23 protein-coding genes are annotated in these 26874 nt (G+C 51.8%); 1 reads left to right on the top strand and 22 read right to left on the bottom strand.

Annotation, left to right across the window (positions count from 1 at the left end; all coding sequences use genetic code 11):
- The 17 genes from rsgA to BMY11_RS03545 all read right to left on the bottom strand — a co-directional run bounded on the left by rsgA (position 1) and on the right by BMY11_RS03545 (position 21460).
- On the bottom strand, positions 1-996 hold the full coding sequence (rsgA, locus tag BMY11_RS03625; RefSeq protein WP_090573082.1) for a ribosome small subunit-dependent GTPase A: 996 nt from the start codon (positions 994-996) through the stop codon (positions 1-3).
- Complete coding sequence (gene pknB / locus BMY11_RS03620; RefSeq protein ID WP_090573081.1) at positions 917-3091, bottom strand: Stk1 family PASTA domain-containing Ser/Thr kinase; 2175 nt, start codon at positions 3089-3091, stop codon at positions 917-919. The genes rsgA and pknB overlap by 80 nt, the downstream gene beginning before the upstream one ends.
- 5 nt (positions 3092-3096) lie before the next feature.
- Positions 3097-3855: a Stp1/IreP family PP2C-type Ser/Thr phosphatase gene (locus BMY11_RS03615; protein ID WP_090573080.1), complete on the bottom strand. Its 759-nt coding sequence runs from the start codon at positions 3853-3855 to the stop codon at positions 3097-3099.
- Between the two features lie 6 nt (positions 3856-3861).
- A complete protein-coding gene (gene rlmN / locus BMY11_RS03610; protein WP_090573079.1) occupies positions 3862-4908 on the bottom strand; it encodes a dual-specificity RNA methyltransferase RlmN in 1047 nt (348 codons plus the stop codon).
- A gap of 132 nt (positions 4909-5040) precedes the next feature.
- On the bottom strand, positions 5041-6561 hold the full coding sequence (gene rsmB / locus BMY11_RS03605) for a 16S rRNA (cytosine(967)-C(5))-methyltransferase RsmB (protein ID WP_256217289.1): 1521 nt from the start codon (positions 6559-6561) through the stop codon (positions 5041-5043).
- Positions 6558-7502, bottom strand: coding sequence for a methionyl-tRNA formyltransferase (gene fmt / locus BMY11_RS03600; protein ID WP_090573078.1), 945 nt, complete (start codon positions 7500-7502; stop codon positions 6558-6560). Before fmt ends, rsmB begins: the two co-directional genes overlap by 4 nt.
- A gap of 4 nt (positions 7503-7506) precedes the next feature.
- Positions 7507-7992, bottom strand: a complete 486-nt coding sequence (gene def / locus BMY11_RS03595; protein ID WP_090573077.1) for a peptide deformylase — start codon at positions 7990-7992, stop codon at positions 7507-7509.
- Positions 7993-8020: 28 nt separating this feature from the next.
- Positions 8021-10543 carry a primosomal protein N' gene (gene priA, locus BMY11_RS03590; RefSeq protein ID WP_090573076.1) on the bottom strand — a complete coding sequence of 841 codons (2523 nt, stop codon included), beginning with the start codon at positions 10541-10543 and terminating at the stop codon, positions 8021-8023.
- Positions 10540-11754: a bifunctional phosphopantothenoylcysteine decarboxylase/phosphopantothenate--cysteine ligase CoaBC gene (gene coaBC / locus BMY11_RS03585; protein WP_090573075.1), complete on the bottom strand. Its 1215-nt coding sequence runs from the start codon at positions 11752-11754 to the stop codon at positions 10540-10542. The genes priA and coaBC overlap by 4 nt, the downstream gene beginning before the upstream one ends.
- 96 nt (positions 11755-11850) lie before the next feature.
- On the bottom strand, positions 11851-12060 hold the full coding sequence (gene rpoZ / locus BMY11_RS03580; protein ID WP_090573074.1) for a DNA-directed RNA polymerase subunit omega: 210 nt from the start codon (positions 12058-12060) through the stop codon (positions 11851-11853).
- A gap of 13 nt (positions 12061-12073) precedes the next feature.
- Entirely contained in the window at positions 12074-12691 is a 618-nt protein-coding gene (gene gmk, locus BMY11_RS03575) for a guanylate kinase (protein WP_090573073.1), read from the bottom strand.
- Between the two features lie 14 nt (positions 12692-12705).
- Positions 12706-12966 carry an extracellular matrix/biofilm regulator RemA gene (gene remA / locus BMY11_RS03570; RefSeq protein WP_020615370.1) on the bottom strand — a complete coding sequence of 87 codons (261 nt, stop codon included), beginning with the start codon at positions 12964-12966 and terminating at the stop codon, positions 12706-12708.
- A gap of 310 nt (positions 12967-13276) precedes the next feature.
- Entirely contained in the window at positions 13277-15139 is a 1863-nt protein-coding gene (locus tag BMY11_RS03565) for a bifunctional homocysteine S-methyltransferase/methylenetetrahydrofolate reductase (protein ID WP_090573072.1), read from the bottom strand.
- A gap of 37 nt (positions 15140-15176) precedes the next feature.
- Positions 15177-16007, bottom strand: coding sequence for a diaminopimelate epimerase (gene dapF / locus BMY11_RS03560; RefSeq protein ID WP_090573071.1), 831 nt, complete (start codon positions 16005-16007; stop codon positions 15177-15179).
- A gap of 648 nt (positions 16008-16655) precedes the next feature.
- Positions 16656-17354 (bottom strand): class I SAM-dependent methyltransferase, encoded by a 699-nt coding sequence (locus tag BMY11_RS03555; RefSeq protein ID WP_090573070.1) that lies wholly within the window; start codon positions 17352-17354, stop codon positions 16656-16658.
- A gap of 87 nt (positions 17355-17441) precedes the next feature.
- Positions 17442-18464: a MerR family transcriptional regulator gene (locus BMY11_RS03550; RefSeq protein ID WP_177182476.1), complete on the bottom strand. Its 1023-nt coding sequence runs from the start codon at positions 18462-18464 to the stop codon at positions 17442-17444.
- A 200-nt stretch (positions 18465-18664) separates the two neighbouring features.
- Positions 18665-21460: a calcium-translocating P-type ATPase, SERCA-type gene (locus BMY11_RS03545; protein WP_090573068.1), complete on the bottom strand. Its 2796-nt coding sequence runs from the start codon at positions 21458-21460 to the stop codon at positions 18665-18667.
- Between the two features lie 155 nt (positions 21461-21615).
- Here BMY11_RS03545 and BMY11_RS03540 point away from each other — a divergent pair, with 155 nt between their 5' ends.
- Complete coding sequence (locus BMY11_RS03540) at positions 21616-23469, top strand: Rqc2 family fibronectin-binding protein (protein ID WP_090573067.1); 1854 nt, start codon at positions 21616-21618, stop codon at positions 23467-23469.
- A 59-nt stretch (positions 23470-23528) separates the two neighbouring features.
- On the opposite strand, the gene BMY11_RS03535 is transcribed toward BMY11_RS03540, so the two are convergent.
- The 5 genes from BMY11_RS03535 to BMY11_RS03515 form a co-directional block, all read right to left on the bottom strand.
- Positions 23529-24377, bottom strand: coding sequence for a PHP domain-containing protein (locus BMY11_RS03535; RefSeq protein WP_090573066.1), 849 nt, complete (start codon positions 24375-24377; stop codon positions 23529-23531).
- Positions 24368-25279, bottom strand: coding sequence for a selenium metabolism-associated LysR family transcriptional regulator (locus tag BMY11_RS03530; protein WP_090573065.1), 912 nt, complete (start codon positions 25277-25279; stop codon positions 24368-24370). The genes BMY11_RS03535 and BMY11_RS03530 overlap by 10 nt, the downstream gene beginning before the upstream one ends.
- 128 nt (positions 25280-25407) lie before the next feature.
- On the bottom strand, positions 25408-25845 hold the full coding sequence (locus BMY11_RS03525; protein WP_090573064.1) for a hypothetical protein: 438 nt from the start codon (positions 25843-25845) through the stop codon (positions 25408-25410).
- A 181-nt stretch (positions 25846-26026) separates the two neighbouring features.
- Positions 26027-26290 carry a YlbG family protein gene (locus BMY11_RS03520; RefSeq protein ID WP_090573063.1) on the bottom strand — a complete coding sequence of 88 codons (264 nt, stop codon included), beginning with the start codon at positions 26288-26290 and terminating at the stop codon, positions 26027-26029.
- Between the two features lie 29 nt (positions 26291-26319).
- Positions 26320-26808 carry a YlbF/YmcA family competence regulator gene (locus tag BMY11_RS03515; RefSeq protein ID WP_090573062.1) on the bottom strand — a complete coding sequence of 163 codons (489 nt, stop codon included), beginning with the start codon at positions 26806-26808 and terminating at the stop codon, positions 26320-26322.
- Between the last annotated feature and the right edge of the window lie 66 nt (positions 26809-26874).

Genomic DNA, 26874 nt, shown 5'->3' with positions numbered 1-26874 from the left:
TCAGTACCTCCGCTTTTTATCTTTCATTTCAGCCATGAAGATTTCATAGTTGCTGAAGCGGCTTGGAGCGATCTCGCCTCTCTCCAGCGCAGCTAGCACGGCACACTCCGGCTCGTGCAGATGAGTGCATCCGCGGAATTTGCATGAGGAGGAAAGCTCCTTCATTTCTCTGAAGCAGCTGCCCAGCTCTTCAATGCCAAGCTCGGCAAAATCTAGCTGGCTAAAGCCAGGTGTATCTGCAACATAGCCGCCGCCAATATCAATTAGTTCTACATGGCGTGTAGTATGTTTACCCCGGCCGAGCCGGTTGCTAATTTCATTCGTTTCTAGTGTCAGACCCGGAACAAGAGCGTTGAGGAGCGACGACTTACCAACACCGGATTGGCCCGCGAACACCGATAGATGCCCTTTCAGCCGTTCAGATAAGGCCGTCGTCCCTTCGCCTTGCTTGGAGCTTGTCACAAGCACTTCGTAGCCGATCGGCTCGTAAACACGCAGCACGTCGCTTAATGCCTGACGCGCTTCTACCGTTTCTTCGCCATCTTCCGTCAAATCCTGCTTACTGAGGCAAAGCACCGCGTCAATGCCGGCATGCTCAATATGAACGAGAAACTTATCGAGCAGCAGCAGATTAAGCGTCGGTTCTGTCACCGAGAAAACGAGAACAGCCAGATCAATATTCGCAACAGGCGGGCGAATAAGCTCTGAAGAACGAGTCGAGATCGAATTCACAGCGCCTTCGCCGTTCTCCGTTTCTTCGAACTCCACGATATCGCCAACGAGGGGCGATTCGCCCCTCTTCTTGAATATGCCGCGTGCTCTGCACTGAATCGTCGGCTCATCCGAAGCTGCATCAATTGGCCGAACGTAATAATAGCCACTTAATGCTTTGACAATTCGCCCTGTTTGCTCTTCTTTATTGCTCTGCTGTTTGGTCAGCCGGCTGTTCGTCTTCTGGTTTCGCTGGCTGCTCGTTTGTGGTGGTCGTATTGCCATCAGTTGGACTCTCCTCGGTTTGTGCCGGCTGATCGGCCGGCGGCATTTCAGTACCTGGAACCGTCTCCGGCGCCCCATCAGCTCCCGACTTCACATCCTCATAAGTCTTGGAGAACGTATCGGTAAACTGCTTATCTCGATAGATCGTTACACTTGCTTCAGTATTCGGGCTCAGAACAACCTTAACCGGGAACGTCTGAGTATCTTTTATTTTGCGTTTGCCCCATTCAATATTCTCGCCGCGCGCATCGGTATACGTAATGCGAATCTCGCTCGTTTTGCCCGCAACTGCTGGCGAAATGACGATATTGAACGTATATTCAAGTGCTTCTTGCGGCAAGCCGGAGCTGACAGTCAGCGTGATCGCTTCCCCAGCAGATACTGGCGCCTGTGGATCAAACGGATACTGTGCAATAACCGTTCCTTCCGGTTTATAGCTTGGCTCCCGAACGATATCAGCTTCATTAATCTTGAGATCCTTCGATTTCAAGAGGGCAATCGCTTGTTTCTCGGTCAAGTCAAGCAGCTTCGGCATCGGGAACGTCTCTTTGCCTTGGCTTACCGTGAAGCTGAATTTCGCAGTCTTCGGATCGTACTGCTCACCAGAAGCAGGCGTTTGTTCCAGAATGATCCCCGGCGTCTCATCACTGAATACTTCCTGTTTCTCAATATTTTCTTCAGCTACACCAAGGCTAACGAGGGCATTATAAGAATCCTCGTAGCTCTTGCCTTTATAATCGCTGACCGTTTCTAGCTTCGGCCCCTTACTGACGTAGAGCTTGATAAACGAGCCAACCTTCACACGCTGGTTCGGCTTCGATTGCTCGTACACAATATCTTTGGCCACGTCTTCTTTATCCGTGTAGATCGATGGCTCCTCAACCTTCAGCCCAGCTTGTTCAAGTGTTGTCCGCGCCTCTGTCTCCGTCATGTTGACGACATATGGCACGTCGACTTCCTTAATATCAAACCAACTGAGCACTTTCATTGCTCCCCAATAAACCAGAGCAATAACGAGGAATGTAACGAGTACGGTAACGACAGGCTTGACCCATCTTTTCTTACGCGGTTCACCAAGCCCATCGGAGTTCCAGCGGTCATCCTTATCGCTGTCTTCATCCGATTTCGCTGAAATCTGAGCGATCTCCACTGGCTCCGTCTTCGAAGCTACAGCCGATGCAGCCAACTTATCTGCAATACTGCCCCGGATTGCAGGCATGACGCGAGTCTCGTCGAAATCCGGATTGCCGAACGTAATCTTCGGTTCAGTCAACCTCTCTGGCTGAAGCGCTGTTTCGAGATCGCTCAACATTTCGGTGGCCGAAGAGTAACGCTCATTCGGATTTTTACGCATCGCCCGAAGGATAATGTTCTCCACACTTTGCGGTATGTACGGGTTAAGCGCGCGCGGCTCCGCAAAGGATTCCTGCAAATGCTTCAGCGCGACGCTGATCGGGCTTTCACCAAGGAACGGCAGCTTGCCCGTAACCATCTGGTAAAGAACGATACCAAGTGAGTATAGATCGGACTTCTCGCCGGTAACGACTCCCTTTGCATGCTCAGGCGAGAAATAGTGCACCGATCCAACTACCGAACCAGTCTGCGTAATCGTTGAAGACGTCACTGCACGCGCGATACCGAAGTCCGTTACTTTCACGCGGCCGTTCTTGCCTATGAGAATGTTGTGCGGCTTAATATCGCGATGAATAATTTGGTTATGATGCGCATGATCAAGAGCATCGCAAATTTGAATCGCAATCCGAACAGCCTCATCTGCCTGAAGCGGCGCCCGTTCTTTAATCATTTCATTCAAATTGTTGCCTTCAACATATTCCATGACGATATAATGCGTATCGTCTTCCTGTCCAACGTCGTAAATACTGACGACATTGGGGTGAGACAGTGCGGCAGCCGATTGCGCCTCACGTCTGAAACGGCGAATAAATTCTTCGTCATGCACAAATTGCTGTCGCAATATTTTCACAGCAACGTTGCGGTTCAGTAGAATATCTTGGGCCTTGTAAACGAGCGCCATACCGCCCCCGCCAATACGGGTAATAATTTCGTAACGTCCGCCGAGTTCATGTCCTATCATGTCGATCACTCCTCTTGCTTTGTGTCTTCGGCATGATGCAGCAGAATGACCGTGATATTATCGTCTCCGCCGGCTTGCAGTGCAAGCTGTAAGAGTTTATCCGCCTTCTGATCCAAGCTTAATTCATTCTGCTCCAAGGTACCTATGATTTCGGAAGGACTGACCATCGTCGTGAGCCCATCGCTGCACAGCATCAACACATCGTCCTCACGCCAGCCCGTGCAAATAATGTCCACTTCCACTTGCTCATCTGTTCCGAGAGCTCGTGTAATGACGTTACGGCGCGGATGTGTTGCCGCTTCTTCAAGCGTAATTTGACCGGACTTCACAAGCTCATTGACAAGGGTATGATCATCTGTCAATTGTGTAAGCACTTGGTCCCGCCATTTATAAACCCGGCTGTCGCCGATATGACCTATAACTGCATTATCATCTTGAATAAGTGCTGCAACGACCGTTGTACCCATATTATGGTACTGCTCGTTGCTCGAAGCTGCTTCAAAAACAGCTTCATTCGCTTGCAAAATCGCTTGGCTCATTAATGTTTTACGCTCTTCCAGCGTAAGCGAGGCAGAAATGCCTTCCAGCGCTTCGCGGAATGTATCGACAGCGAGCCCGCTGGCAACCTCGCCAGCCTTATGCCCGCCCATGCCGTCGGCAACAATCGCCAAGGCGAGGCCGGAATCAACCAAATGTTCCGACCACGCTGTGTCCTCGTTAATGGTTCGAATTCGCCCAACATCACTTCGAAAAGCGATTATCACAACTCATCACCCCGCCGTAGACTCCATATGTTTAGCACGAAGCTGTCCGCAGGCCGCTGCGATGTCATGGCCTTGTTCTCTGCGGATTGTTGCATTAATTTTGTTCTTCTCCAAAATACGGTGGAACTCAAAAATCTGTTCACGCGGCGTACGCACATAATCCCGCTCCGGTACATGGTTGACCGGAATAAGGTTAACGTGGCAAAGCATACCCTTGAGCACTTGCGCAAGCTCTTCGGCGTGCTCACTCTGATCGTTCACGCCGCCGATCAAAGCGTATTCGAACGTGATGCGTCGTCCCGTCTTCGCGATGTAGTTCCGGCAAGCTTCCATAACTTCTTCGAATGAGAAACGGCGGTTAACCGGCATCAGCTTAGAGCGAAGCTTGTCGTTCGGCGCATGAATCGAGATCGCGAGGTTAATCTGTGTGTTCTCGTCAGCGAATTTGTACATGCTCGGCACGATACCGCTTGTCGATACCGTAATGTGACGTTGGCCGATGTTAAGCCCTTTGTCGTGAATCATGAGACGAAGGAATGTCATCGTAGCATCATAATTCTCGAACGGCTCACCTGAGCCCATAATGACGATGCTCGAAACACGCTCATTCGTTGCATCAAGCAGCTGCTGTGCGACGACAACCTGAGCGACAATCTCACCTGCAGTCAGGTTACGTTTCAAGCCGCCGAGGGTTGATGCGCAGAATGTGCAGCCGATCCGGCAGCCGACCTGCGTCGTGACACAGACGCTGTTGCCATAGCTGTGCCGCATAATAACGGTCTCGATCGCATGGTTGTCGTGCAAACCGAATAGAAATTTGATCGTTCCGTCTTTCGATTCAAAGCGGGTAATTTCAGTTAACGTGACGAATTGGAAATACTCAACGAGCTTCTCACGAAGCCCCTTCGAGAGATTACTCATCTCTTCAAAGTTCTTCACGCGCTTCACATAGAGCCACTCGAACAGCTGCGTACCGCGGAATGCGGACTCGCCGTTCTCTTTCATCCAGTCTTGAATTTGCTCTAGCGTATAGTCATAGATGATTGGTTTCATCGGGTTGCACCTGTTTCTTTAGAAAATATTGACGCTGCCAAGCATGAAGCTGCGAGGTTCGCGCCTTTCGATTATATTACCACAAACGCCCATAACAGACCACTTTGTGCTGTCACGGGCGTTATTTGCTTGCTACAACTGACGAGTCAAACGCGCGATAAAAAATCCGTCGCTGCCGAACTGCTGAGGAAGCAGCTGTACCATGCCGCTGAACGGCTCAGCTAAGGCATTCCCCTCTTGCAATGGACGAAGCACTTGCGCCGGCCATTCTGTATCGAGCTTGTATTCTGCATGGCGCTCTAGAAACTTCGCCACCTGGTGTTCATTCTCTTCACGCTCGATTGTACATGTACTGTACACGAGCGTGCCGCCCGGACGTACGAGCTTCGCCGCCTCATCTATAAGCTGCTCCTGCAGTGCAGCAATCGAACGAACATCCTCGGCGCTCTTCGTCCATTTGATCTCCGGCTTGCGCCGGATGACGCCAAAGCCAGAGCATGGCGCATCAAGCAGCACCACATCGAAGCTGCTCTGCTCGAATCGAGACGCAAGCTCAGTCGCATCGCCTGTCACCGCCTGCACCGAGGTCAAACCGAGCCGCGCCGCTTGCTCTTCGATAAGCTGCTTCTTATGCGGGTGCACGTCATTGGCGATGACCTCTCCGCGGTCTTCCATCAGCTCTGCCAGATGTGTCGTCTTCCCGCCAGGAGCAGCGCAACAATCGAGCACCTTCATGCCCGGCTTTGGTGCGCACACTTCAGCGACGAGCATCGAACTCTCATCTTGCAGTGACCAGAGCCCATTGCGGTAGCCATCGGTTCCCGCCAGGTTGCCCGCGCCGCTTACAATAAGCGCATGCTCGGACAGTCTCGAAGGCTCTACTAACGCTTCGCCGCCACTGGCTTCAGATAGCATCGCGGACGCCTTGTCACGAGACAGACGCAGCGGGTTCACGCGCACGCTATTGTGTGGCGGCTCATTGCCCGCCGCGCAGATCTGCTCTGTTACCGCTTCGCCATAACTGCCAATCCAGCGTTTCACTAGCCAATCTGGATACGAGTAGGTGATGCCGATCCGCTTCACAGGATCAGCGATATCAAGCGGCTTCTTGAGCTCCGCTAAGCTACGCTCGATGTTGCGAAGTACGCCGTTAATCATACCTGAGATTCCGCTATGACCGCGACGCTTCGCAATGACAACCGCCTCATTGACTGCAGCATGCGGAGGAATCCGGTCAAGCATCAAGAGCTGATACGCGCTCATCCGCAGCAGCACGAGGACCCAAGGAGTCAGCTTGTTAAAGCCTTTCGTCACGAGCTCGCTTAGCCGCTCGTCGAGCAGTCGTTGGTGTTGGATCGTGCCATACACCAGCTCTGTTGCAAGCCCCGCGTCCTGACGCGACAGCTGTGCATCTTGCAGCGCACGATTGAGCTGTAAGTTACTGTATGCGCCGGCTTCTGCGACTTTCACCAGCGTATCAAGCGCGACTTCGCGTGCAGTCTTCTTGCGCTGAGGCTGCTGTTGCTGCTGCTTTTGCTGTGGCTTCTTGTTGCGATTACCTCGTGAAGCTCCACTTCCAGCACCAGCGCCCCCGCCACCACCTGACTTCACACTTACAGGACCGCCGCTTCCTTGCTTGTCCCGCCCGCTCACGCTTCACCTCCGCCGAAAACTGTGCCCGTCTCAAGACGCGCACCTTTCAGCCATTCCACGGCGTTCATCGCTTTCTTCCCTGCGGGTTGGATAACCGTCAGAAGAAGCGTGTCTTCACCGGTCTGCACGACAATGCCTGCATCTGTCGTTTCGAGCACCGTACCTGGCTCAAGACCAGCACTGCTCTGGCTTACCGGCTTGCAGCCCCATACTTTGAACGGCTCGCCGTTCCAGATCGTAAAACCGCCAGCCATCGGCGACAGCCCGCGAACTTGGTTATAGATCTCCCGCGCCGAACGGTTCCAATCAATTCGCTCATCTTCCCGTGTCAGGTTCGGGGAATATGTAGCTTCGTCATTATTTTGCGGAACGGCTTGAACGGTCCCCACTTCAATGCTCGGTAGTGTCTCACGCAGCAGCTGCGCGCCTGCAATCGTCAGCTTCTCAAACAAAGTGCCCGACGTATCCTCATCTGAAATCGGCACTTCAACAACGCTGATCATATCGCCTGTATCAAGACCTTCCGCCATATACATAATCGTAACGCCGGTTACTGTCTCACCATTGATGATCGAACGCTGAATCGGAGCACCTCCGCGATACTTCGGCAGCAGCGAACCATGGACATTGATGCAGCCTAAGCGTGGAATCTCTAGTACCGCTTTCGGCAGAATTTGACCGTAAGCAGCTGTCACAATCAAATCCGGCTTAATCGCAGCGATTTGGTCGACTGTATCTGATTTGCGAAGACGCTCAGGCTGCGCAACAGGTAAACCGCGCAGAAGCGCCGCATCCTTAACCGGAGGCGGCGTCAACGTTTTTTTGCGGCCTTTGGGCCGATCTGGTTGTGTGACGACTAATTCAACCGTATGTCCTTCTTCCAAGATCGCTGCAAGTGATGGAACCGCGAACTCAGGTGTTCCCATAAATACGATGCGCATCTGATCACTCTCCGTCTTGACGCTGGCGAGCCGAAGCATCATAGATCGATATGGCAATGTCTGTGAACAAAATACCGTTCAAGTGGTCAACCTCGTGCTGGAACGCACGTGCCATGAAGTCCGCCGCTTCGAATTCGAACGGGTTGCCGTCGCGGTCCTGAGCTTTGAGCTTAATGGTCTGAGCGCGTTTCACATCGCCGTTCAGCTTCGCGATACTGAGGCAGCCCTCTGGACCGAGCTGCTCGCCCGAAGCTTCGATAATTTCCGGATTAACCATCTCGATTAGGCCGATTTCGTCACCTACATCCACTACGATGACGCGCTTTGAGATTCCTACTTGCGGAGCAGCAAGGCCGACACCATCCGCATCGTACATCGTTTCCGCCATATCGTTCAGCAATTTATGCAAATTGGAATTAAATTTCGTCACTTTAATCGCCTGCTCGCGCAGAACCGGATCTGGATCTTGAACAATCAGTCTGATCGCCATATTATAGTCCCCCTAATAAACAGTCATGTTATAAAATCATTTGCGGATCAACGTCCACGCTAATCTGAACCGGAGGCTGCCCTTGCGACCCCGGGAGCATGCTGATCGCCTGCTTCAGCAGCTCGTTTGCGTTCACATTTCCCCGATATTTTACCATACATTGAAAACGATATCGATCCTTCATGCGCGGAATCGGCGAAGCGACTGGCCCCAGAATATCAATAAATCGCGTGCCATCACTATCAATGGAACCTTTGATGCCTGATTCATATGCAAGCTGGCGCAGCGCTGATGCCAACTTCTCGCCTGTCGTAATGAGAAGCGGCAGCTGCTCATCAGAGAGCGTCACCACAATAAGCCGGCAAAATGGCGGGTAGCCCATGAAGCGCCTATGCTTCAGCTCTTCCTGCACAAAAGCCGCGTAGTCGTGATGCTGTGCTGAAACGATCGCGTAGTGCTCAGGGTTGTAGGTTTGCACGACAACTTCGCCAGGCAACTCGTGCCTTCCCGCGCGCCCCGCCACTTGGGTCAACAGTTGAAAGGTCTTCTCAGCAGCACGGAAGTCCGGCAGATGCAGCGAAGTATCCGCCGCAATAACTCCGACTAACGTAACGAATGGGAAATCGAGCCCTTTGGCTACCATCTGCGTGCCAAGCAGCACATCAGCTTTACGCTCGCCGAACATGGTGAGCCACTTCTCGTGGGAGCCCTTCTCGGTCGTCGTATCGACATCCATCCGAATGACGCGGATGCCAGGGAACAGCTTCGCGAGCTCCTCTTCCACCCGCTGCGTGCCTGTGCCGAAGAAGCGGATATGCTCACTCTCACAGGACGGGCATTTCTCTGGCGCTTGCTCGGCATGACCGCAATAATGACAGCGCAGGACGCGCGACTTCTGATGATACGTCAGCGATATATCACAGTGCGGACATTGCGCGGTATAGCCGCAGGAGCGGCACATGACGAACGTCGAATAGCCTCTGCGGTTCAATAGCAGCACGGACTGCTCACCTCGCTCAAGCCGATCAAGCAGCGCTTCGTGCAGCTGCCGGCTGAACATCGAGCGATTGCCGTCCTTCAGCTCATCACGCATGTCAATGAGATGCACCTTCGGCATCGGGCGCCCGCCAACTCGAGTCGGCATCGGTAATAAGGCTGCGCCTCCTGTTGCTTTGGCAGCGGCCACACCTGTTGCCTCGCTACTTGCAGAAACGATACGCGAAGCCGCCGCGAAGCTCTCCAACGATGGCGTTGCCGAGCCGAGTACAACGGCTGCGCCATGCTGCCTTGCTCTTCTCACCGCAACATCGCGCGCATGGTACTTTGGCGTCTCCTCTTGTTTATAAGAAGACTCATGCTCTTCATCTATAATAATGAGGCCAATACGGTCAAAAGGTGCGAAAATCGCGGATCTTGCGCCAACTACAACCTGCGCGCGACCCTCGCGGATTTTGCGCCATTCGTCATACCGCTCACCGTTCGATAAACGGCTGTGCATGACGGCGACCAAATCGCCGAAGCGACCTTTGAACCGCTCCACCATTTGAGGCGTCAACGAGATCTCCGGCACAAGCACGATCGCCTGCCGCTCATGCTGCAAGCTGTGTTCGATCGTCTGCAGATATACTTCTGTTTTGCCGCTGCCGGTCACTCCGTGAAGAAGGAAAACACGAGACTGCTCTGCATCGAGCGAGTCAGCAATCTCTTCATACACCGCTTGCTGACTTTCTGTCAACGGGAGCGGCTCTGTACGTTTGAAATGACGACCCGCGTATGGATCGCGGCTCTGTTCCATCTCCCTGATCTCTAGCAAGCCTTTATCCGCAACTGCACGAACGGTGCCAGAAGTCGTCGATAACGCTTCAACGAGCGTCGTCATTGCAATTGGCTCGCGTTGTTCCAGCATATAACGAAGCACTTCCTGCTGCTTCGCTGCTCTTGCCGGATAATTATGCAACGCCTCTAGCGCCAACGCTTCATTGTCCGGGGGGAAGACGGTAAGCACTTTCCGGACAGAGAGCCGGTCCCTGATCGTCACCTGCTCCGTTAGAAGTCCCTGCTTTACCGCAGCTTTAATGGCAGCGGAGTCTTCTGGAAACCGCTCTTGGAGCGCAGCCATTCGCAGCGATCCACTATTTTGGCGTATGTATTGCAGCCAGGCTTCTTCTCCAAGCAAGCTGTTCTCAAGCTCCTCATCCACGAGCGTAACGACCGAATCCGCTTTCCCTTTCAGAGCAGCAGGGATCATCACTTGCAGTGCAGCTGTAAGCGTACAGCAATATTTATCGCTGATCCAAATTGCCAGCTCGACGAGATCCGGCGACAGCGGTGGAATATGGTCCAGCAGCTCGGTGATTGGCTTCAGCTTCACTACATCTATATCTGCATGGTCCGCGATGCCGATGACGAACCCCTGCAGCACGCGTCCGCCGAACGGAACGCCAACTCGGCTGCCGACCTCCACCCAGCCTTGCAGCTGCTGCGGGATTGTATAGTCAAAAGGCCGATCCGTCGCCCGGCTCGGCACATCAACAATGACTTTCGCGATCATTCCGCGGCCCCCTGGGCGGCTTTCATCCGCTGCGTAATCCGCGTCAGCAGCCTATTCGCCACTTCACGTTTACTAAGCATCGGCAATGATTCGACAAGTCCTTCGTCGCCGAAAATGTGCACAATATTCGTATCAACGTTAAATCCAGCGCCTTCTTGCGACACATCGTTCCCAACGATGAGGTCGCAGTTCTTGCGCTTCAGCTTGTCCATTGCATAACGGGCTAGCTGCTCCGTTTCTGCTGCGAAGCCGACCAGAAACTGATGTTTTTTACGATCGCCAAGTGTCTTCAAGATGTCAGTAGTCCGCTCAAGCTCAAGCACGAGCTTCTCATTGCCCTTCTTGATCTTGGTGCTCGCTTTCGCCACAGGGCGGTAATCGGCCACAGCCGCCGCTTTGATGACGAGATCTGCCGAGTCATACCGCTCAAGCACTGCCTCCAGCATCTCTTCGGCTGACTCCACGTGAACGGTGGTCACGCCAGCCACTGGTTCTGCTGTTGTACGCGCCGCAATTAGAGTGACGTCTGCGCCTCGATTCACAGCGGCTTCCGCTAACGCGAACCCCATTTTCCCCGAAGAATCATTCGTCAGATACCGAACCGGATCAAGCCGCTCCATCGTTCCGCCAGCGGTCACAAGCACTTTCTTGCCTTCAAGCTCCCGGCTTTGCGCGAACCATTGCTGCACCGCAAATACGATATCTTCTGGCTCAGCTAGACGCCCTTTCCCAACGTAACCGCAAGCGAGCAAACCCGTTCCCGGTTCAACGAAACGAACGCCTCTTTCCGCTAAAATATCCATATTGCGTGCAACCGCAGGATGCGCATACATATGTACATTCATCGCAGGAGCGACCATGATCGGCGCTGTCGTTGCAAGCAAAGTCGTACTCAGCATATCATCTGCTAATCCGTTTGCCATTTTCGCCAAAATATTAGCGGTCGCCGGAGCAATTACGACCAAATCGGCGCTATCTGCAACGTTAATATGAGCGACCACCGAAGGGTCGAATTCATCGAATGTCTCTAAGTAGACCTGGTGCCGCGACAAAGTTTGCAGCGTCAGCGGTGTAATAAACTTCGTCGCCGATTCCGTCATGATGACCCGTACTTGCGCACCTGCCTGGACTAACCTGCTGCAGATCGTCGCCGCCTTATAAGCCGCGATTCCGCCGGAAATGCCAAGCACAATCGTTTTGCCTTGCAGCATGGCAGACCACTCCTCTCGCCTTTGCATACGTCAATACGGCTAAAAAAATAACAACCTCGAGGGTTGTTATTGATTCACCATCATGACTTTCCTAAGCTAGTCCTTCTTGTTCAACGTGCTTTCAACAACAAGGATATCTTGATAAATTTCTTCAAGCGCAACACCGACGAACTTGTGCGATCTCGGCGAGCGGATCTCTGTCTTGCTTCCGTCTCTTAGCATTCTTGCACGACGGGATGCTGCAACAACAAGGGAGTACTTACTGTCTACCTTCTTCATCATTTCATCAATGGATGGATATAGCAATTTCCTTCACCCCTCACGCTTTCTCAGAAGCCTCTTTCACTTCTTCAAGCTGTTCGATAAACCGTTCTTTCCGGCAATGCTCGGCTTCAATAATGGATTGAATCCGATGACATGCCGCATCAATCTGATCGTTAACGACAGCATAATCGTAGTAATGAATAAGGCTCATCTCTTCCACCGCAACGTTCATGCGATGATCAATAATATCGGCATTCTCCGTACCGCGACCGGTAATGCGCTGTTTCAGCTCATCAAGTGACGGCGGCACCAAGAAGATAAACACACCTTGAGGGAATTTCTCTTTAACCTTAAGTGCGCCTTGCACTTCAATCTCAAGAATAATATCTTTACCCGAAGCAAGCGTGCGTTCTACGAAATCACGCGGTGTGCCGTAATAATTGCCGACATACTCCGCAAATTCGAGCAGCGCATCCTTCGCGATCATATCTTGAAATTGTTCTTTACTCTTAAAAAAATAATTGATTCCGTCGGTCTCTCCCTGGCGAGGCGACCTTGTTGTCGCAGATACCGAATAAATAAGATCACTCTGCTTATGCCGCAGCTCTGCGCAAACCGTACCCTTGCCTACACCTGAAGGGCCCGAAAGTACAATTAATAATCCTCTTTTCATATAACTCCCCGTCACTATTCGTCGTGATCGTCATCCTTGGTCGATAGTCTGTGCGCAACAGTCTCTGGCTGCACAGCCGATAGAATAACGTGATCGCTGTCCGTAATAATAACAGCGCGTGTGCGGCGTCCATATGTAGCGTCAATCAACATATGACGGTCGCGTGCCTCTTGAATAATACGTTTAATCGGCGCCGATTCAGGACTTACAATCGATATGATCCGATTGGCGGAAACGATGTTTCCGAAACCGATGTTAATGAGCTTAATGGCCATTTAAGTTCCCCTCCGGTATCTCTCGTGCATGAGTATGCAATAAGAACACGATGTATAGATAAGCGCAAGAATGATGGAGTCGAATTCCTCTGTAAATGTCAGAGAAATCCACAGAATATTGCACTATTCTTGACGAAAAAAGTCCGGAGCATACGTAACGCCAGCCGATTAAACCCGTCAAATAAGTCACTTGGTCAGGTCCCCTATTTTAACGCATTCGGGGCGGCATGGCAAGTGCATCCAAGATCTATTCTAATTCATTTTGGACAGACGAACAAGTGTTAAAGCGTAAACAAGAGAAATTACGAGCTTACCTCGTTATTTTGCTCGTTTTTCGCCAAACATAATCCGTCAGCTGGACCGTCATTTCATAGAACATGAAAGGAGTTATCAGATAGATTCCTTTGAAATGTTCCAGTGCCGTATCCAACAGCTCTTCCGCGATTGTTACGCCTTCTGCGCGGCCTGCTTCGCCTTCAAGTCCAGCCATCCGCTTCCGCACTTCGTCCGACAACTGAATGCCTGGCACTTCATTATGGAGATATTCGGCGTTCCTACCGCTTGCGAGCGGCATAATGCCGATGAATACCGGTACGGACAGATGCTTCGTCGCTTCCGCTACACGGATGATCAATTCTTTATCGTAGACAGGCTGCGTCATGATGTAATCTGCGCCGGATTCGATTTTGCGCTCCAGACGCTGAATCGCCTTGTCCAAATATTTGACGTTCGGGTTAAATGCAGCCCCTGTAACGAATTTCGCTTTCTGCTTGAGCGGTTTGCCGGAGAAGGCAATACCTTCATTCAACTGCTTGATCATACGAATCATCTCGAAAGAGGTGAGATCATAGACCGAGCTGGAATCGGGCAAATCGCCGAATCTTGCAGGATCGCCTGTTACAGCAAGAACATGGTCTATCCCGAGCGCATCTAGACCCATCATATGCGACTGCGTGCCGATTAGATTACGGTCGCGGCATGCAATATGGACAAGCGGCCGGATGCCGGCTTGCTGTTGAACGAGTGCGGCAAGCGCAATATTGCTCATACGCGTGACCGCCAAGGAGTTGTCCGCCATCGTGACGGCATCTGCCTTCACTTCATTCAGCGCTTTGGCTCCTGCCATAAACTTCTGAATATCCAAATCACGCGGCGGATCCAATTCGACTATAACGGTATGTCGCTCCTTAACCATGTCGACGATGTTCGGTTCTGATTGTGCAGGCGGTACGAATGCTTCTTTAACTTGAATGGATTCTGCTTGTGAGACTGGTTCTATATCGCGTGTTCCTGATGACTGCTGTGGTACATATCCGTTTAGCGCAGCAGAGATGGCCGCAATATGCTCTGGCGTCGTACCGCAGCAACCGCCAATGATGCGTGCTCCGCGATCTGCGAACTTCCGTGCTGACTCGGCAAAATACTCCGGTGATGCTGTAAACGTATATTTACCGTCAACATAATCCGGAATCCCTGCATTCGGGAATACCGACAAAGGCAATGGAATGTCGCCTACGATAGCGTCTATCGCGCGGAGGATGCCATTCGGGCCGCTTCTGCAGTTAAAACCGACCACATCTGCTCCAGCTTGCTTCAGCTGTTCGAATGCCGCAGCGAGCGGTACACCGTCTTGCGTAACCGCATCCTTCTCAACGGCAAATTGAGTGATGACTGGCACATCCGATAACGAGCGTGCGATACGAAGTGCAAGCAGTGCCTCTTCCAGATCATAAAACGTCTCAAGCAGCAGTCCGTCGGCACCTTCCTGTAACAAGGCGTCCATTTGCTGACGGAACAGCTGCTCAAGCTGCGCTTCGGCGATATTTTTACGCTTGCCTGCCCGTATCGAACCTACCGCACCGACAACATAAGCGTCGCGACCGACCGCTGCCCGAGCAATACGAACGCCAGCCCGGTTGATCGCTTCGACTTCGCTGTCCAAGCCATAGTTCGACAGACTCGCAAGGTTAGCTGAGAATGTATTGGTTTCAATTACGCGTGCCCCTGCTTCATAATAACGGCGGTGCACATCTTCGATGACGTGGGGACGAATTAAATTAAATTCTTCGTATGAAACGCCGACAGGGAACCCCATCCCATACAGGTAGGTTCCCATCGCGCCGTCCCCGGTCAAGATGCGCTTCGTGAGCGCCTCTCGAAAATCCGGTTTCATATTCAAAACTCCCTTTTTCTCTGAGCTAGCTGCTAGCTTAAACTGTACCGCGGAACACTTCTGCTGCTGGGCCACTCATATATACAAAGTTGCTTTCTTCATTCCATTCGATCAGCAAGTCGCCGCCTTTAAGCGATACCGTTGCTGTACGATCCGTATAGCCGTTCAGCACGGATGCTACAACTGTCGCGCAAGCGCCAGTTCCGCATGCCAGCGTTGGGCCTGCGCCGCGCTCCCATACACGCATATCTGTGAAGTCTTTCGAACGTACCGTAACGAATTCCACGTTGATTTTGCGCGGGAAGAGCGGGTGTACTTCGAGCTTCGGCCCCCATACTGCTAGGTCGAAATTAACCGCGTCGTCGACGTAGATGACGCAGTGCGGGTTGCCCATCGAGACAGCTGTAAACTTGAATTCGCGACCATCTACTTCAATGGATTGGTTAATGACTGGGTTTGCATCAATAGTCGTCGGCACTTTGAGACCTTCGAGAATTGGCTGCCCCATGTTAACGCGAACGAGCACAACTTTGCCATTATCGACCGTCAGCTGCACTTCTTGCACGCCAGCGCCGAGCGTCTCAATTGTGAGTGATTCTTTATCTGTGAGGCCATTATCGTAGACGTACTTCGCTACGCAGCGGATTGCGTTGCCGCATTGCTCCGCTTCCGAGCCGTCCGAGTTGATAATGCGCATCCGAAAGTCTGCTTTTTCTGAAGGCAAAATATAAACAAGACCGTCTGCGCCGATACCGAAGAAGCGGTTGCAGAGCTGTTCTGCGAGCTGAGCTACGTTATCTGGTAATTGTGTTTCCCCTGCTACGACGATAAAGTCGTTTCCTAGTCCATGCATTTTTGTAAAGTTCATTTACTCGCACTCCCCTGAAAACTATTGTTGCAAACATTATAATTTATTTAGTGTACTTTAATCTTTGCATTTTTGGAACACTTCCTTGCACTTTATGCTTCCCCCTAAATCCCCCTTCCCGAAGGGGGACCCCAAGGGTTTCACCCTCTGGACACCCGAATGGTATAACGATGGAGCTTGAGAGAAGCGCGGTTGAGATCGTACGTGCTAGTCCTCGTTTACGTCCCTGACGGGACCCACTTTGACGTTTGGCGCTCGCGAGCTACCTGGTGTCCCGCCTTCGCGGGACCATGGGAACGATCGAAGTTATAGAGGTGCGGGTGTGGGTGTGCTGTGCTGGGGATCGTTTTCGTCCCTGGCGGGACACACTTTACTTTTGGCGCGGAAGGGATGTTGATGATTACCTGAGGGGGGAGCTGCGCTCCCTCCCTGGTAATCTGATGGCCGCCAGTTTTCTGGCGGATAGGTTAGTTGGTAAACCAATGACGAGATTGCCTCGGAGAGGCTGCGCCACTCCTTGCGACTGCGTCGTTCCTTATGGCTGCGCCACTCCTGGTAACCTGAGGATCAATTTGGAGCGGCTGCGCCCCTCCTTGCGACTGCGTCGCTCCTTATGGCTGCGCCATTCTTGGTAACCAATTCAACAACCTAAAGCCTCTTCCACCAAACCCCCGTCCACTCCGGGAAACTCGTTCGCCCGCTCGCTTCTATCCCGCTGCTAAATGCTTCGCCAAAGAAGAAACGAATAAGCTCCACCGCTTCTTCTGTCGACTCAAATTGATAATCCGTTCGAATCGCTACGTGCTCAAATCCGAAGTCTTGCTCCAAAGCATTGTAATAACTTGTTAAGAAATCCGGAGGACTTGGCTGCTCTGTCCCTGTACCGAAATTTTCGAAGATGATAACTGTGCCCTCCGGACGAAGAACACGGGAAATCTCATCCATAATTCGTTCTAACTGCTCACGCCAATCCGAATTGTTCGAGCTTGTTGAGTAGCAGATGGTCCACCCTGCCGTAAGTAAGTCAATCGAGTTATCAGCCAATGGCATTTCGTCGTGATAACCGACTTTCGTCAGCCAATTCTCCGCCCCCATCCCGCGAAGCTTCGCTGTCGCCACCTCCAACATCGACTCCGAAGAGTCAATAGCAACGATCGAGCGCACCAGAGGCGCGAGCATCGTTGTCAGTCTCCCTGTACCCGCGCCGAGATCAGCAACATGAAGGTCAGACAACTCTGGGCTTACTTTTCGCATTGTCTTGAGCAGGTTATTCGAAACATCCTCGCGTGAAATCAGCCGATCGTACCTTTCCGCTTCACTTTGATAAATTCGATCATGATTCGGCATTGCTTACACACTCCAATCTCGTCAATTAGGTTCTTCCCTCATCACCATAAAATCTAACGTAAGGTCAAGGTCAACTCCCGATTTCACCTAATATTTACGCACTGCATAAACGACGTGAATCCATTCATTCACCGCATGCTGAACCGTTATGTATTCATGCTCATAGAACCAACGAAGCAGCTTCGCCCGATCGATTGGATGCTTGCCGCTTGACCCTTCCTTCTCAAACGCTCCGCCACCAAGCCCGTCGTACATAAGTCCAGCAATGCAGATCCGACCGTTTGGCCTTAGCACACGATTCATCTCCGCAAGCGCCAGCTCCTGCTGCTTCGCATCCAAGTGGTGAAGCGCGAACGCCGATACGAGGAACGAGAACTGCTTGTCCAGAAAAGGCAGTGCCAGTGCATTACCAAGCTTCGTCGCAATGGAGGGGTACTTCTCTCGACACCGCGCGAGCATCTCCTTCGACTGGTCAATCGCCGACATAGACGCTCGACCATGCAGCAGCCTACCTGCCAAATTACCCGTACCTGTCCCAATATCCAGCCCTTCCTCACCTTGCTTCGGCGCTACCCATTGCACGATAAAATCAAGCACTGTCTCATATTCACTCTGAGATAATGAAGATCCGCTAGACAGTAATGCTGGCGATCCATCGAAGCTCGGCGCGATTCGGTCGAATTCCCATGTATCCTTCCATGTCGACACACTTTCATGGATGTGCTGCAAATCGCCAGACAGCTGGAACAAATCATCGAGCACTAGCGTCTGCTTCGTTTCCAGTCGTTCGATAAGCTCGTCAAGCGTTCCGATTACGTGCTTCCACCTGGTCCATTTCTCATAGAGCGCCATTCGCTGCAGCTCCAGATAGTGATGAACTGATGCAGAGTCGCCTTGATCCAACTTCTCCATCAATGCTTTGATTTGCTCAAGGCTCAGTCCCATTTCGCGCAGCGACGCAATGGTTTGAAGCCGCCAAGCATCATGATCCGAATAGTAGCGGTAACCATTCTCTTCACCGCGTGTTGGGCTAAGCAATCCTTTTGACTCATATAATCGGATCGCTCTCGGCGTTATATGCAGCTTCTGTGCTAATTCATTGATTTTCATATCCGCTCCACCCTTCCTATACATTAAGTATAAACTATAACCTTAGGTGAAGGTTAAGAGGACTGGTGCGGTTGGTGCAATCGGTTGTTGGGTTCCGTGGGGTCGGTGGGGAGTTTACGTTTTTTCTTTGTACCAGCAAACTCAAAAAACAAAAAAGCCAGCGACCAGCGCCGGCTCTCCCTTTATCTTGTACCTATCTATTATCTTGTAACTGATTTCGGCCCTGAAAGCGGCCACTTGGACTTTTTCTTTTTCTCTGTCGTGCCGAGCACGCTGCCGATGCCCATTAAGAACGTCGGAATGCCTGCGGCTACGAGGACAAGACACCAGTCGCGGAGGCCAAGCGGCACCGTCTTGAAGATTGGCTGCAGCGCGTCGATATAGAGCACGCCGAGCATGAGCAGCACCGATGAGAGCACCGCGAAGAGCAAGTATTTATTTTGTAGGATGTTACGATGGAAGATCGAGCGCGAGCTGCGACAGTCGAAGACGTGAATGAGCTGAGCCATAACGAGTGTGGCAAAAGCAACCGTCTGCGCATGCACGAGATTCCCCGGACTCTTCGGTGCGATCTGCAGCGTAATCCAGAATGCGCCGAGCGTACAGACGCCGATCAGAATGCCTCGGCTAATGATTTTCCAGCCAAGCCGTCTTGCAAAAATATTTTCTTTCGCCGAGCGCGGCTTCTGCTGCATCAAATCCTTCTCGGATTGGTCAACGCCGAGCGCCATTGCAGGCAATCCGTCTGTTACAAGATTGACCCACAGGATCTGGATCGGTACGAGTGGAAGCGGCAAACCTGCCATCATCGCAAGGAACATCGTCAGAATTTCGCCGACATTGGAAGCGAGCAAATACCGGATGAATTTGCGGATATTCTCGTATATGCCGCGGCCCTCTTCAATTGCAGCGACGATACTGGAGAAGTTATCGTCACTGAGGATAAGCGCCGAAGCTTCCTTCGAGACATCGGTGCCGGTAATGCCCATCGAGATCCCGATATCCGCTGCTTTGATCGCCGGTGCGTCATTCACGCCATCGCCAGTCATCGCCACAACATGTCCCTTGCGCTGCAGTGCTTTTACGATACGAAGCTTATGCTCTGGAGATACGCGAGCGTAAACGTAAATATTGTCGATTAACCGATCCAGCTGCTCCTCGCTCATCCCGCTTAACTGCTGTCCGCTTATGGACAAGCCGCCACGCGGCATGATACCGAGCTGCCCAGCGATAGCCTCCGCCGTCAACTGGTGGTCGCCTGTAATCATAATGGTCTTGATACCTGCACGGCGGCAGTTCGCAATCGCTTCGCGCACTTCGCGGCGAGGCGGATCAATCATGCCCGAGAGGCCGACGAAGATGAGCTGATTCTCGACATCCGACTCCTCTTCAATTGCATCATGCGGACGCAGCTCGCGGTATGCGAAGCCGAGCACACGCAGCGCATTTTGCGCCATCGTCTCTGCCGAATTCGTCACTTTCTGCTTCAGGCTTGCCGTGAACGGTACGACTTTGCCATCCCACAGAACGTAGGAGCACTGCTCCATCAGCATATCTGGTGCGCCTTTCGTACAGATCAACCGTCCGCCTTGATGAGTCACGAGCACTGACATACGCTTACGCTCGGAATCAAACGGATATTCTTTCACCCGCTGATAAATGCCCTCCATCGACTTCGCTGACACACCGAGCTTGGATGCAAGCACTGTAAGTGCACCCTCTGTCGGGTCGCCCTTCAATACCCATTCGTCCTGGATGAAAATGGACTTGCCTTTCTTCCGTTTCGCCGCTTCGCTCTCGTCGTCTACTTTAGAGACAACCGAATTATTACAAAGCGCTGCTACTTGCAGCAATCTGCGCAGCGACTGATCATGCTTCACATCGATGGCTTTGCCGTTCTCGAAGCAGCCGCCAGCAGGCTCGTAGCCTTCGCCAGTGACGTCCATGTTGTGCCCGCCGATCCATAGCTTTGTAACGGTCATCTTATTTTGCGTCAGTGTGCCCGTCTTGTCTGAACAGATGACCGAGGCGCAGCCTAGTGTCTCCACGGAAGGCAGCTTGCGGACGATTGCGCGCCGTTTAATCATGCGCTGTACACCAAGGGCAAGAGCAATTGTAACGATTGCCGGAAGTCCTTCGGGTATGGCAGCTACCGCGAGGCTTACGCCTGCGAGGAACATTTCATATGGCGGTTGACCGTGCAAAATACCTGCGAGCACAACCATAACAGTGAGCGCCAGCGCCACAATAATGAGGATTTTGCCAAGCTGCTCGAGTCGGTGCTGAAGCGGTGTTTCCATCGATTCGGTCTGCTGAATGAGATTGGCGATTTTGCCCATCTCCGTTGACATGCCCGTACGAATAACGATCCCTTTGGCCGTACCGCGTGTAATCATCGTGCCCATGAAGCCGATGTTTCGCATATCGCCAAGCGGCAGCTCGTCTTCCCTAATCGGGTTGCAATGCTTCCCAACCGGAACCGATTCACCAGTTAGCGCTGATTCTTCCGCATAGCAGCTATTCGCTTCGATAAACCGGATGTCCGCCGGAATACGGTCTCCGCTCTCAAGCTCAACGATATCGCCAGGAACGAGCTCGTTTGCTGGCACAATGACCGTCACCCCACCGCGAATCGCCTTCGCTAAAGGCGCTGATAAAGCTTTCAGCGCTCGAAGCGATTTCTCTGCACGGAATTCTTGTACAAAACCAAGCACAGCGTTAATGACGATAATGGCAATGATCGTAATTGCATCGAGATACTCGCCAAGCAACCCGGAAATTAGAGTTGCCCCCATAAGCACAAGAACCATAAAATCTTTGAACTGGCCAAGAAACAGCATAATCGGAGAAGCCTTCTTCCCCTCTGTCAGCTCATTGCGTCCTGTCTGTACGAGCCGCTCCGCAGCCGCGCTTGCTGTAAGACCGGTATCTAGTTTCGCTCCAAGCGAATGCGCCAGCTCGCCAGTTTCCATTTGATGCCACTTTCCTTGTTCCATGCCCCGTCTCCCTCCCGTTAGCCTGCCGCCTGACGGACAGCCTCTATGGGCTATTTGTATTCGGACAAACTGCAAAATATCCCAGCAAGCACTTAAGTTTTTGTACAAGTTATGGCATGATAGAGAGTGAATCAGATATAAAGGGGAAGATCAGTATGGCTTTGGATGGAATCGTTACCCGTGCCATAACGCACGAGCTGCAAGCTTGTATAGGCGCACGAATTTATAAAATACATCAGCCAGGTCCGCATGATCTTGTGCTGCAAATTCGCGGCGGAGGTGTGCAAGGGAAGCTGCTCATATCGGCGAACCCGACTTATCCGCGCATCCACTTCACAGAGCAATCGTTCATTAACCCGATGGAAGCGCCGATGTTCTGCATGCTGCTTCGCAAGCATTGCGAGGGCGCTGTTATTGAAGCGGTGCGCCAAGTCGGCAATGAGCGCATTATTCATCTGGATGTGAGGCAGCGCGATGAGCTAGGCGACATGTCCTTTAAACGGATTATTATCGAGCTGATGGGCAAGCACAGCAACATCATTCTCGTCGACGCTGCGACGGAGATGATTCATGACGGCATTCATCACGTGACGCCGATGATCAGCAGCTACCGGGTTATCATGCCGGGCACGACGTATGTCGCACCGCCGGAACAAGGCAAGGACGATCCTCTGGCTATCGCCGATGAAGCGACCTTCTCCGTAGCGCTGAGGCAAACCGCGGACGCGCTCATCAACCCGCCGATTCCAGATGAGGACAGCATTCATTTCGGATCGGTGCCGAAGGCGGCGGACCCGACTTCGATTACGCTAAATCAACTGCTTGTCGGCGCATTCAGCGGTCTCAGCCCACTTCTGGCGAAGGAGATCATACACCGCAGCACATCTGCCGATGAATCAAGTCCGCTTCTGAACGGCGCTGATCACATCAATGTGAATGCAGCGCGAGTATGGCCAGCTTTCCGTGACATGATGGAACAGTTCCGCTCGAATCGGTATGAGGCGCAGATGATCGCAGCATCGTCTAGCTCCAAACCTTCGTTCTCCGTAACGGAGCTGACACACCTGGAAGGCGCTGTAGTCACTTTTGAGACAGTAAGCCTGTGCTTAGAAGCCTTCTACGGAGATAAAGCGCAGCGAGATACCGTCAAGCAGCGTGCAAACGATCTCATTAAGTTTCTGCAAAATGAGCGGAACAAGAACGTGAAGAAGCAAGGTAAGCTTGCGGAAACGCTGCAGGAAGCGAAGGATGCGGATAAGTTCCGCAGTCTCGGCGAGCTGCTCACGATGAGTCTGCATACTATCCAACGCGGAGACGATTTTGTCGAGACCATCGATTACTACGACGAAGAGCAGCCGATCATTAAGATTGCGCTCGATCCGCTTCTAACGCCATCACAGAACGCACAGCGGTATTTCAAAAGATATACGAAGTATCGCAACAGTTTAACCGTTGTAGCGGAACAAATGGAACGCACATCGGAAGAGATGGCTTATCTGGAGTCGCTGCTTCAGCAGCTCGAGAGCGCTTCGTTATCTGACATCGACGAGATCCGCGATGAGCTCGTCGAGCAAGGCTATTTGCGATCCCGCGAGAAGCGCGGCGCCAAGAAGCGTAAGCCGAAGCAGCCGGCGCTGCTATGCTACACGTCTTCCGAAGGTGTGCCGATCTTCGTTGGGAAGAACAATACGCAGAATGATTTTCTAACGAACAAATCTTCTGCGCCGAATGATACTTGGCTGCATACAAAGGACATTCCAGGCTCACACGTCGTTATCCGGGGGACAAGCTTCGGCGATGAGACGCTTGAGGAAGCTGCGATGCTTGCCGCTCACTTTAGCCAAGCGAAGTCGTCCAGTTCCGTACCCGTCGATTACACGCTGATCCGCTATGTGAAGAAGCCTAGCGGCGCCAAACCTGGCTATGTGATTTATGACAATCAGAAGACCCTGTTCATTACGCCAGACGAGCCGCGCATTAAGGGACTCCCTTCTGTAATCAAGCAATAAACAAAAAAGACACGAGCTCATGCTGCAGATCGCTTTCTGCCGCATAACTCGTGTCTTTTTTATCTACGATTCAGTTGCTCCAACACTTCGATACCAACTGATTTCGATCCAAGCTCACCGTGAAATACATGTCCATGACGCTCGCCATGATAATCCGAGCCGCCTGTCACAATTAAGCCGTGACGCTGCGCAAGCTCCAGATAACGGACCTCATCCGCCTCGGAATGGTCAGAGTGATACACCTCAATGCCATCTGCCCCTGCTGCGATAATCTGCTCAACAAGCTCGTCGTTACCATACAAGCCCGGATGGGCGATAATACAAGTGCCGCCCGCTTCCTTAATCCAAGCAATCGCGTCAAAGGGATGCAGCCTCGGCGGGTTCCTGTACGCTGCGCCATCACTGCCGAGATAGCGGTCGAACGCTTCTTGCATCGAGCTGACGTAGCCTTTGTTCACCAGCACTGCTGCGATGTGCGGCCGACCGATCGAGCCGCTGTCCTTGCCCTTAGCACGCGCCTCCGCAATAACCTCGTCCATCGTAATCAAGCAGCCAAGCTCACACAGCTTCTCGACGATCATATCGTTGCGGCGATCGCGCACCGCAACCAGCGTCCCCAGCTTCGCTCGCCATTCATCGTTCTGCCAGTCGATATAGTAGCCGAGCATATGAATATCGCGGCCTTCTGCAACTGTGCTAATTTCAACACCGGGTACGACGGTTATCGCTAACCGCTCTCCCGCCTCCAGTGCTTCCTTGATTCCGTCTACCGTATCATGATCGGTTATCGCAATAGCGCCAAGCCCTCGCTCCTTCGCGAGCGCTACGACCTCTGCTGGCCGCATCGTACCATCTGACGCTGTTGTATGCGAATGCAAATCAGCCTGTCCATTCCCCGTTACAGCCATTGGTATAAATCCCTCTCTCTCAAAAAGGTTAGGAACGTCACCGCCGAGATTGGCAGCAGCGCTGACTTTAAGAAGATGGAATAAAATTGCCGCTTGAACTGTACATCCCTAATCGGAATGGTCTGAATCAAGCCAAGCGCAATTTCATGCTTGACCGATGAGCTCGAAACAAAAGAGATTCCAAGCCCCGCTTCAACAGCCGATTTGACTGCACCTGTGCTGCCCAGCTCCATTACAATCTTCATCGTAGACAGATCGATATTTTTCGCTCGCAGAACGTCTTCCATCACGAGACGGGTACCCGAGCCTTGCTCGCGCAGCACGAATGGATACGTCATGACATCTTCGAGCTCGACTTCCTTCGACCCTGCGAGTGGGTGAGATTTGCCGACGATCAGCTTCAGCTCGTCGCTCATAACGGCTTCCATGTGCATGTCAGGATGATTGACAGGCGCCTCAACGAGGCCGAAGTTCAGCTGATGATTGAGGATATCTTCCATGATTTGCGCCGTGTTCATTACTTTCATGCTGATAGCGATATGTGGATACTCTGCTCCGAACGGACCGAGCAACCGCGGCAAAATATATTCACCAATTGTTAAGCTGGCTCCGAGCTGCAACCGGCCTTTGAGCTGCTTCGTGAATTTGGACATTTGCACATCCGTATCCCGAATGAGTTCAATGCTTTGCCTTGCATAAGGCATCAGAGCTCGTCCAGCTTCAGTAAGCTCGATCCGCTTCGTGGAACGCTGCAGAAGCTTCGTGCCAAAGTAATCTTCCAACGACTGGATCTGCATCGTCACAGCAGGCTGAGTCATGTGAAGCGCTTGCGCAGCAGCCGAGAAGCTCCCCCGCTCCGCAACTGTAAAGAAGATATGGAGCTGATGAAAATTAAGCGCCATGAAGGGCATCCCTTCCTTTCTCTTTGGAACCATTATACAACAATCCGGGAAGCTGTCATCGCCTTTATAATGCAAAAAGCATGAGCCTGTGACGCCCACGCTTTAACTTAGCCAATTAATGTAAGTTATTATTTCCGCTTCCTGCTATTTTTAATTAATGTCATTCTTCTGGAATGCCTTAACCATGAATAATACGATTTCAAATCACGTAGTTCTATAGTCTCAGACATTCTACCGAGGAAGGTAACGACAATCATCTTGTGGAGCGGACCGCCAGCGAGATCAGTTTCATTCTCAACGACCGTAAACTCGGCGACGAATACAAGATCGTCATCAATTAAGTACACGTCCTGTTCATTGCGATAATAAGGCTCTACACGCCCCTGCTTCAGTGTTTGCCACATAAAATCAGCAATGTCCTCGAAGCCGGTCTTCTCGCTTTCGACACGATCACCCCATCGGCTCTTAGCGTGGTTCGTGATGACGATATCCGCAACTTTCTTGTCACCAAGTGCGATGTGAAATGTTTCATAGGTGCTCCATCGTTCTGTCATCTTGTCTTTCACCGCAATCCACCCCTCCTTTGGAAGTAGGACTTATTATCTATATGTACTTTCCATTTTATTGTAGCATGCCTGTCTGATATTTCAAGATTAAAATAACACTGATCCAATTATGGGACTAACTGGGTTTGTATGCCATAAAAAAAAGCCTCGCCATCTATACTGGCAAGACTTTGATGCTGGACTATAAACTATAAAACCGAGTTTTATCTGGAACACCTTGTGTGTATTCGGTTTTGATTTCATTGCGGAATGAACGCTCTATCCGCTTCACAAACGGAAGCCGGCCCATATTGCGAATTACCTCTTCTGCACGATCCGCGTTCATATACATGACGACGTAATGCATCTTGCGCGACATATAATGAACGGTGCCGTATTTCTCTAATGTGCGGGCTGCCTTCAGATCGCTGACCCACACGATATAACCGACACGTTCCGAAAACATGTAAGCCCCCCGTTTCCCCTCTTGTAAAACTAACCGCAGCCGCCGCTCCCGCAGCTGCACGACCCGCCGCTTCCACAGCCGCCGCCCTTAGGCAGCGGATCATTGCTCGGCACTTTGATCGTCTCGGAAACCGAGAACGCAATTTCTTTCGCAATATCATGCAGCATGTCATCTACAGCCTGTTCAGCTGCCTTGTACTTGCTCACACATTCAATCTCCCCGAGCTGATGCTCGATTGCGACAACTTTATCCTTCGCCGAGTTGTAGTCGGGATGGAAACGTCCGAACCGCTCGCATTCCACGAACAGCTCCTTCGCTTTATTGAACTGCTTCACAAGCTCATGCACCTGATCGTTCTGGTCGACAACTTGTTTCCAATATGCGAATTCGGCTACTTCAGCCGACTGGTTTATCATATCGCCAATTTCATAGGCGTTTAACAGCAGCTGACCCATATCCAGCGTTGAATCTTGACTTCCTCCGTAAGCATCGAATGCTTCATAGGTGGGCAAGTTCATTTCTAGGCTGTCAGGGTTTGATAATGATATCGTTCTCAAACATATCCGCCCCTTTATGAACTTGTA

Origin of the sequence: Paenibacillus sp. OV219 (assembly GCF_900110075.1) — a bacterium.
Taxonomy (GTDB): Bacteria; Bacillota; Bacilli; order Paenibacillales; family Paenibacillaceae; genus Paenibacillus_Z.
The sequence above is the reverse complement of the archived record's forward strand: the minus strand, read 5'-3'. Positions and strand labels throughout refer to the sequence as shown.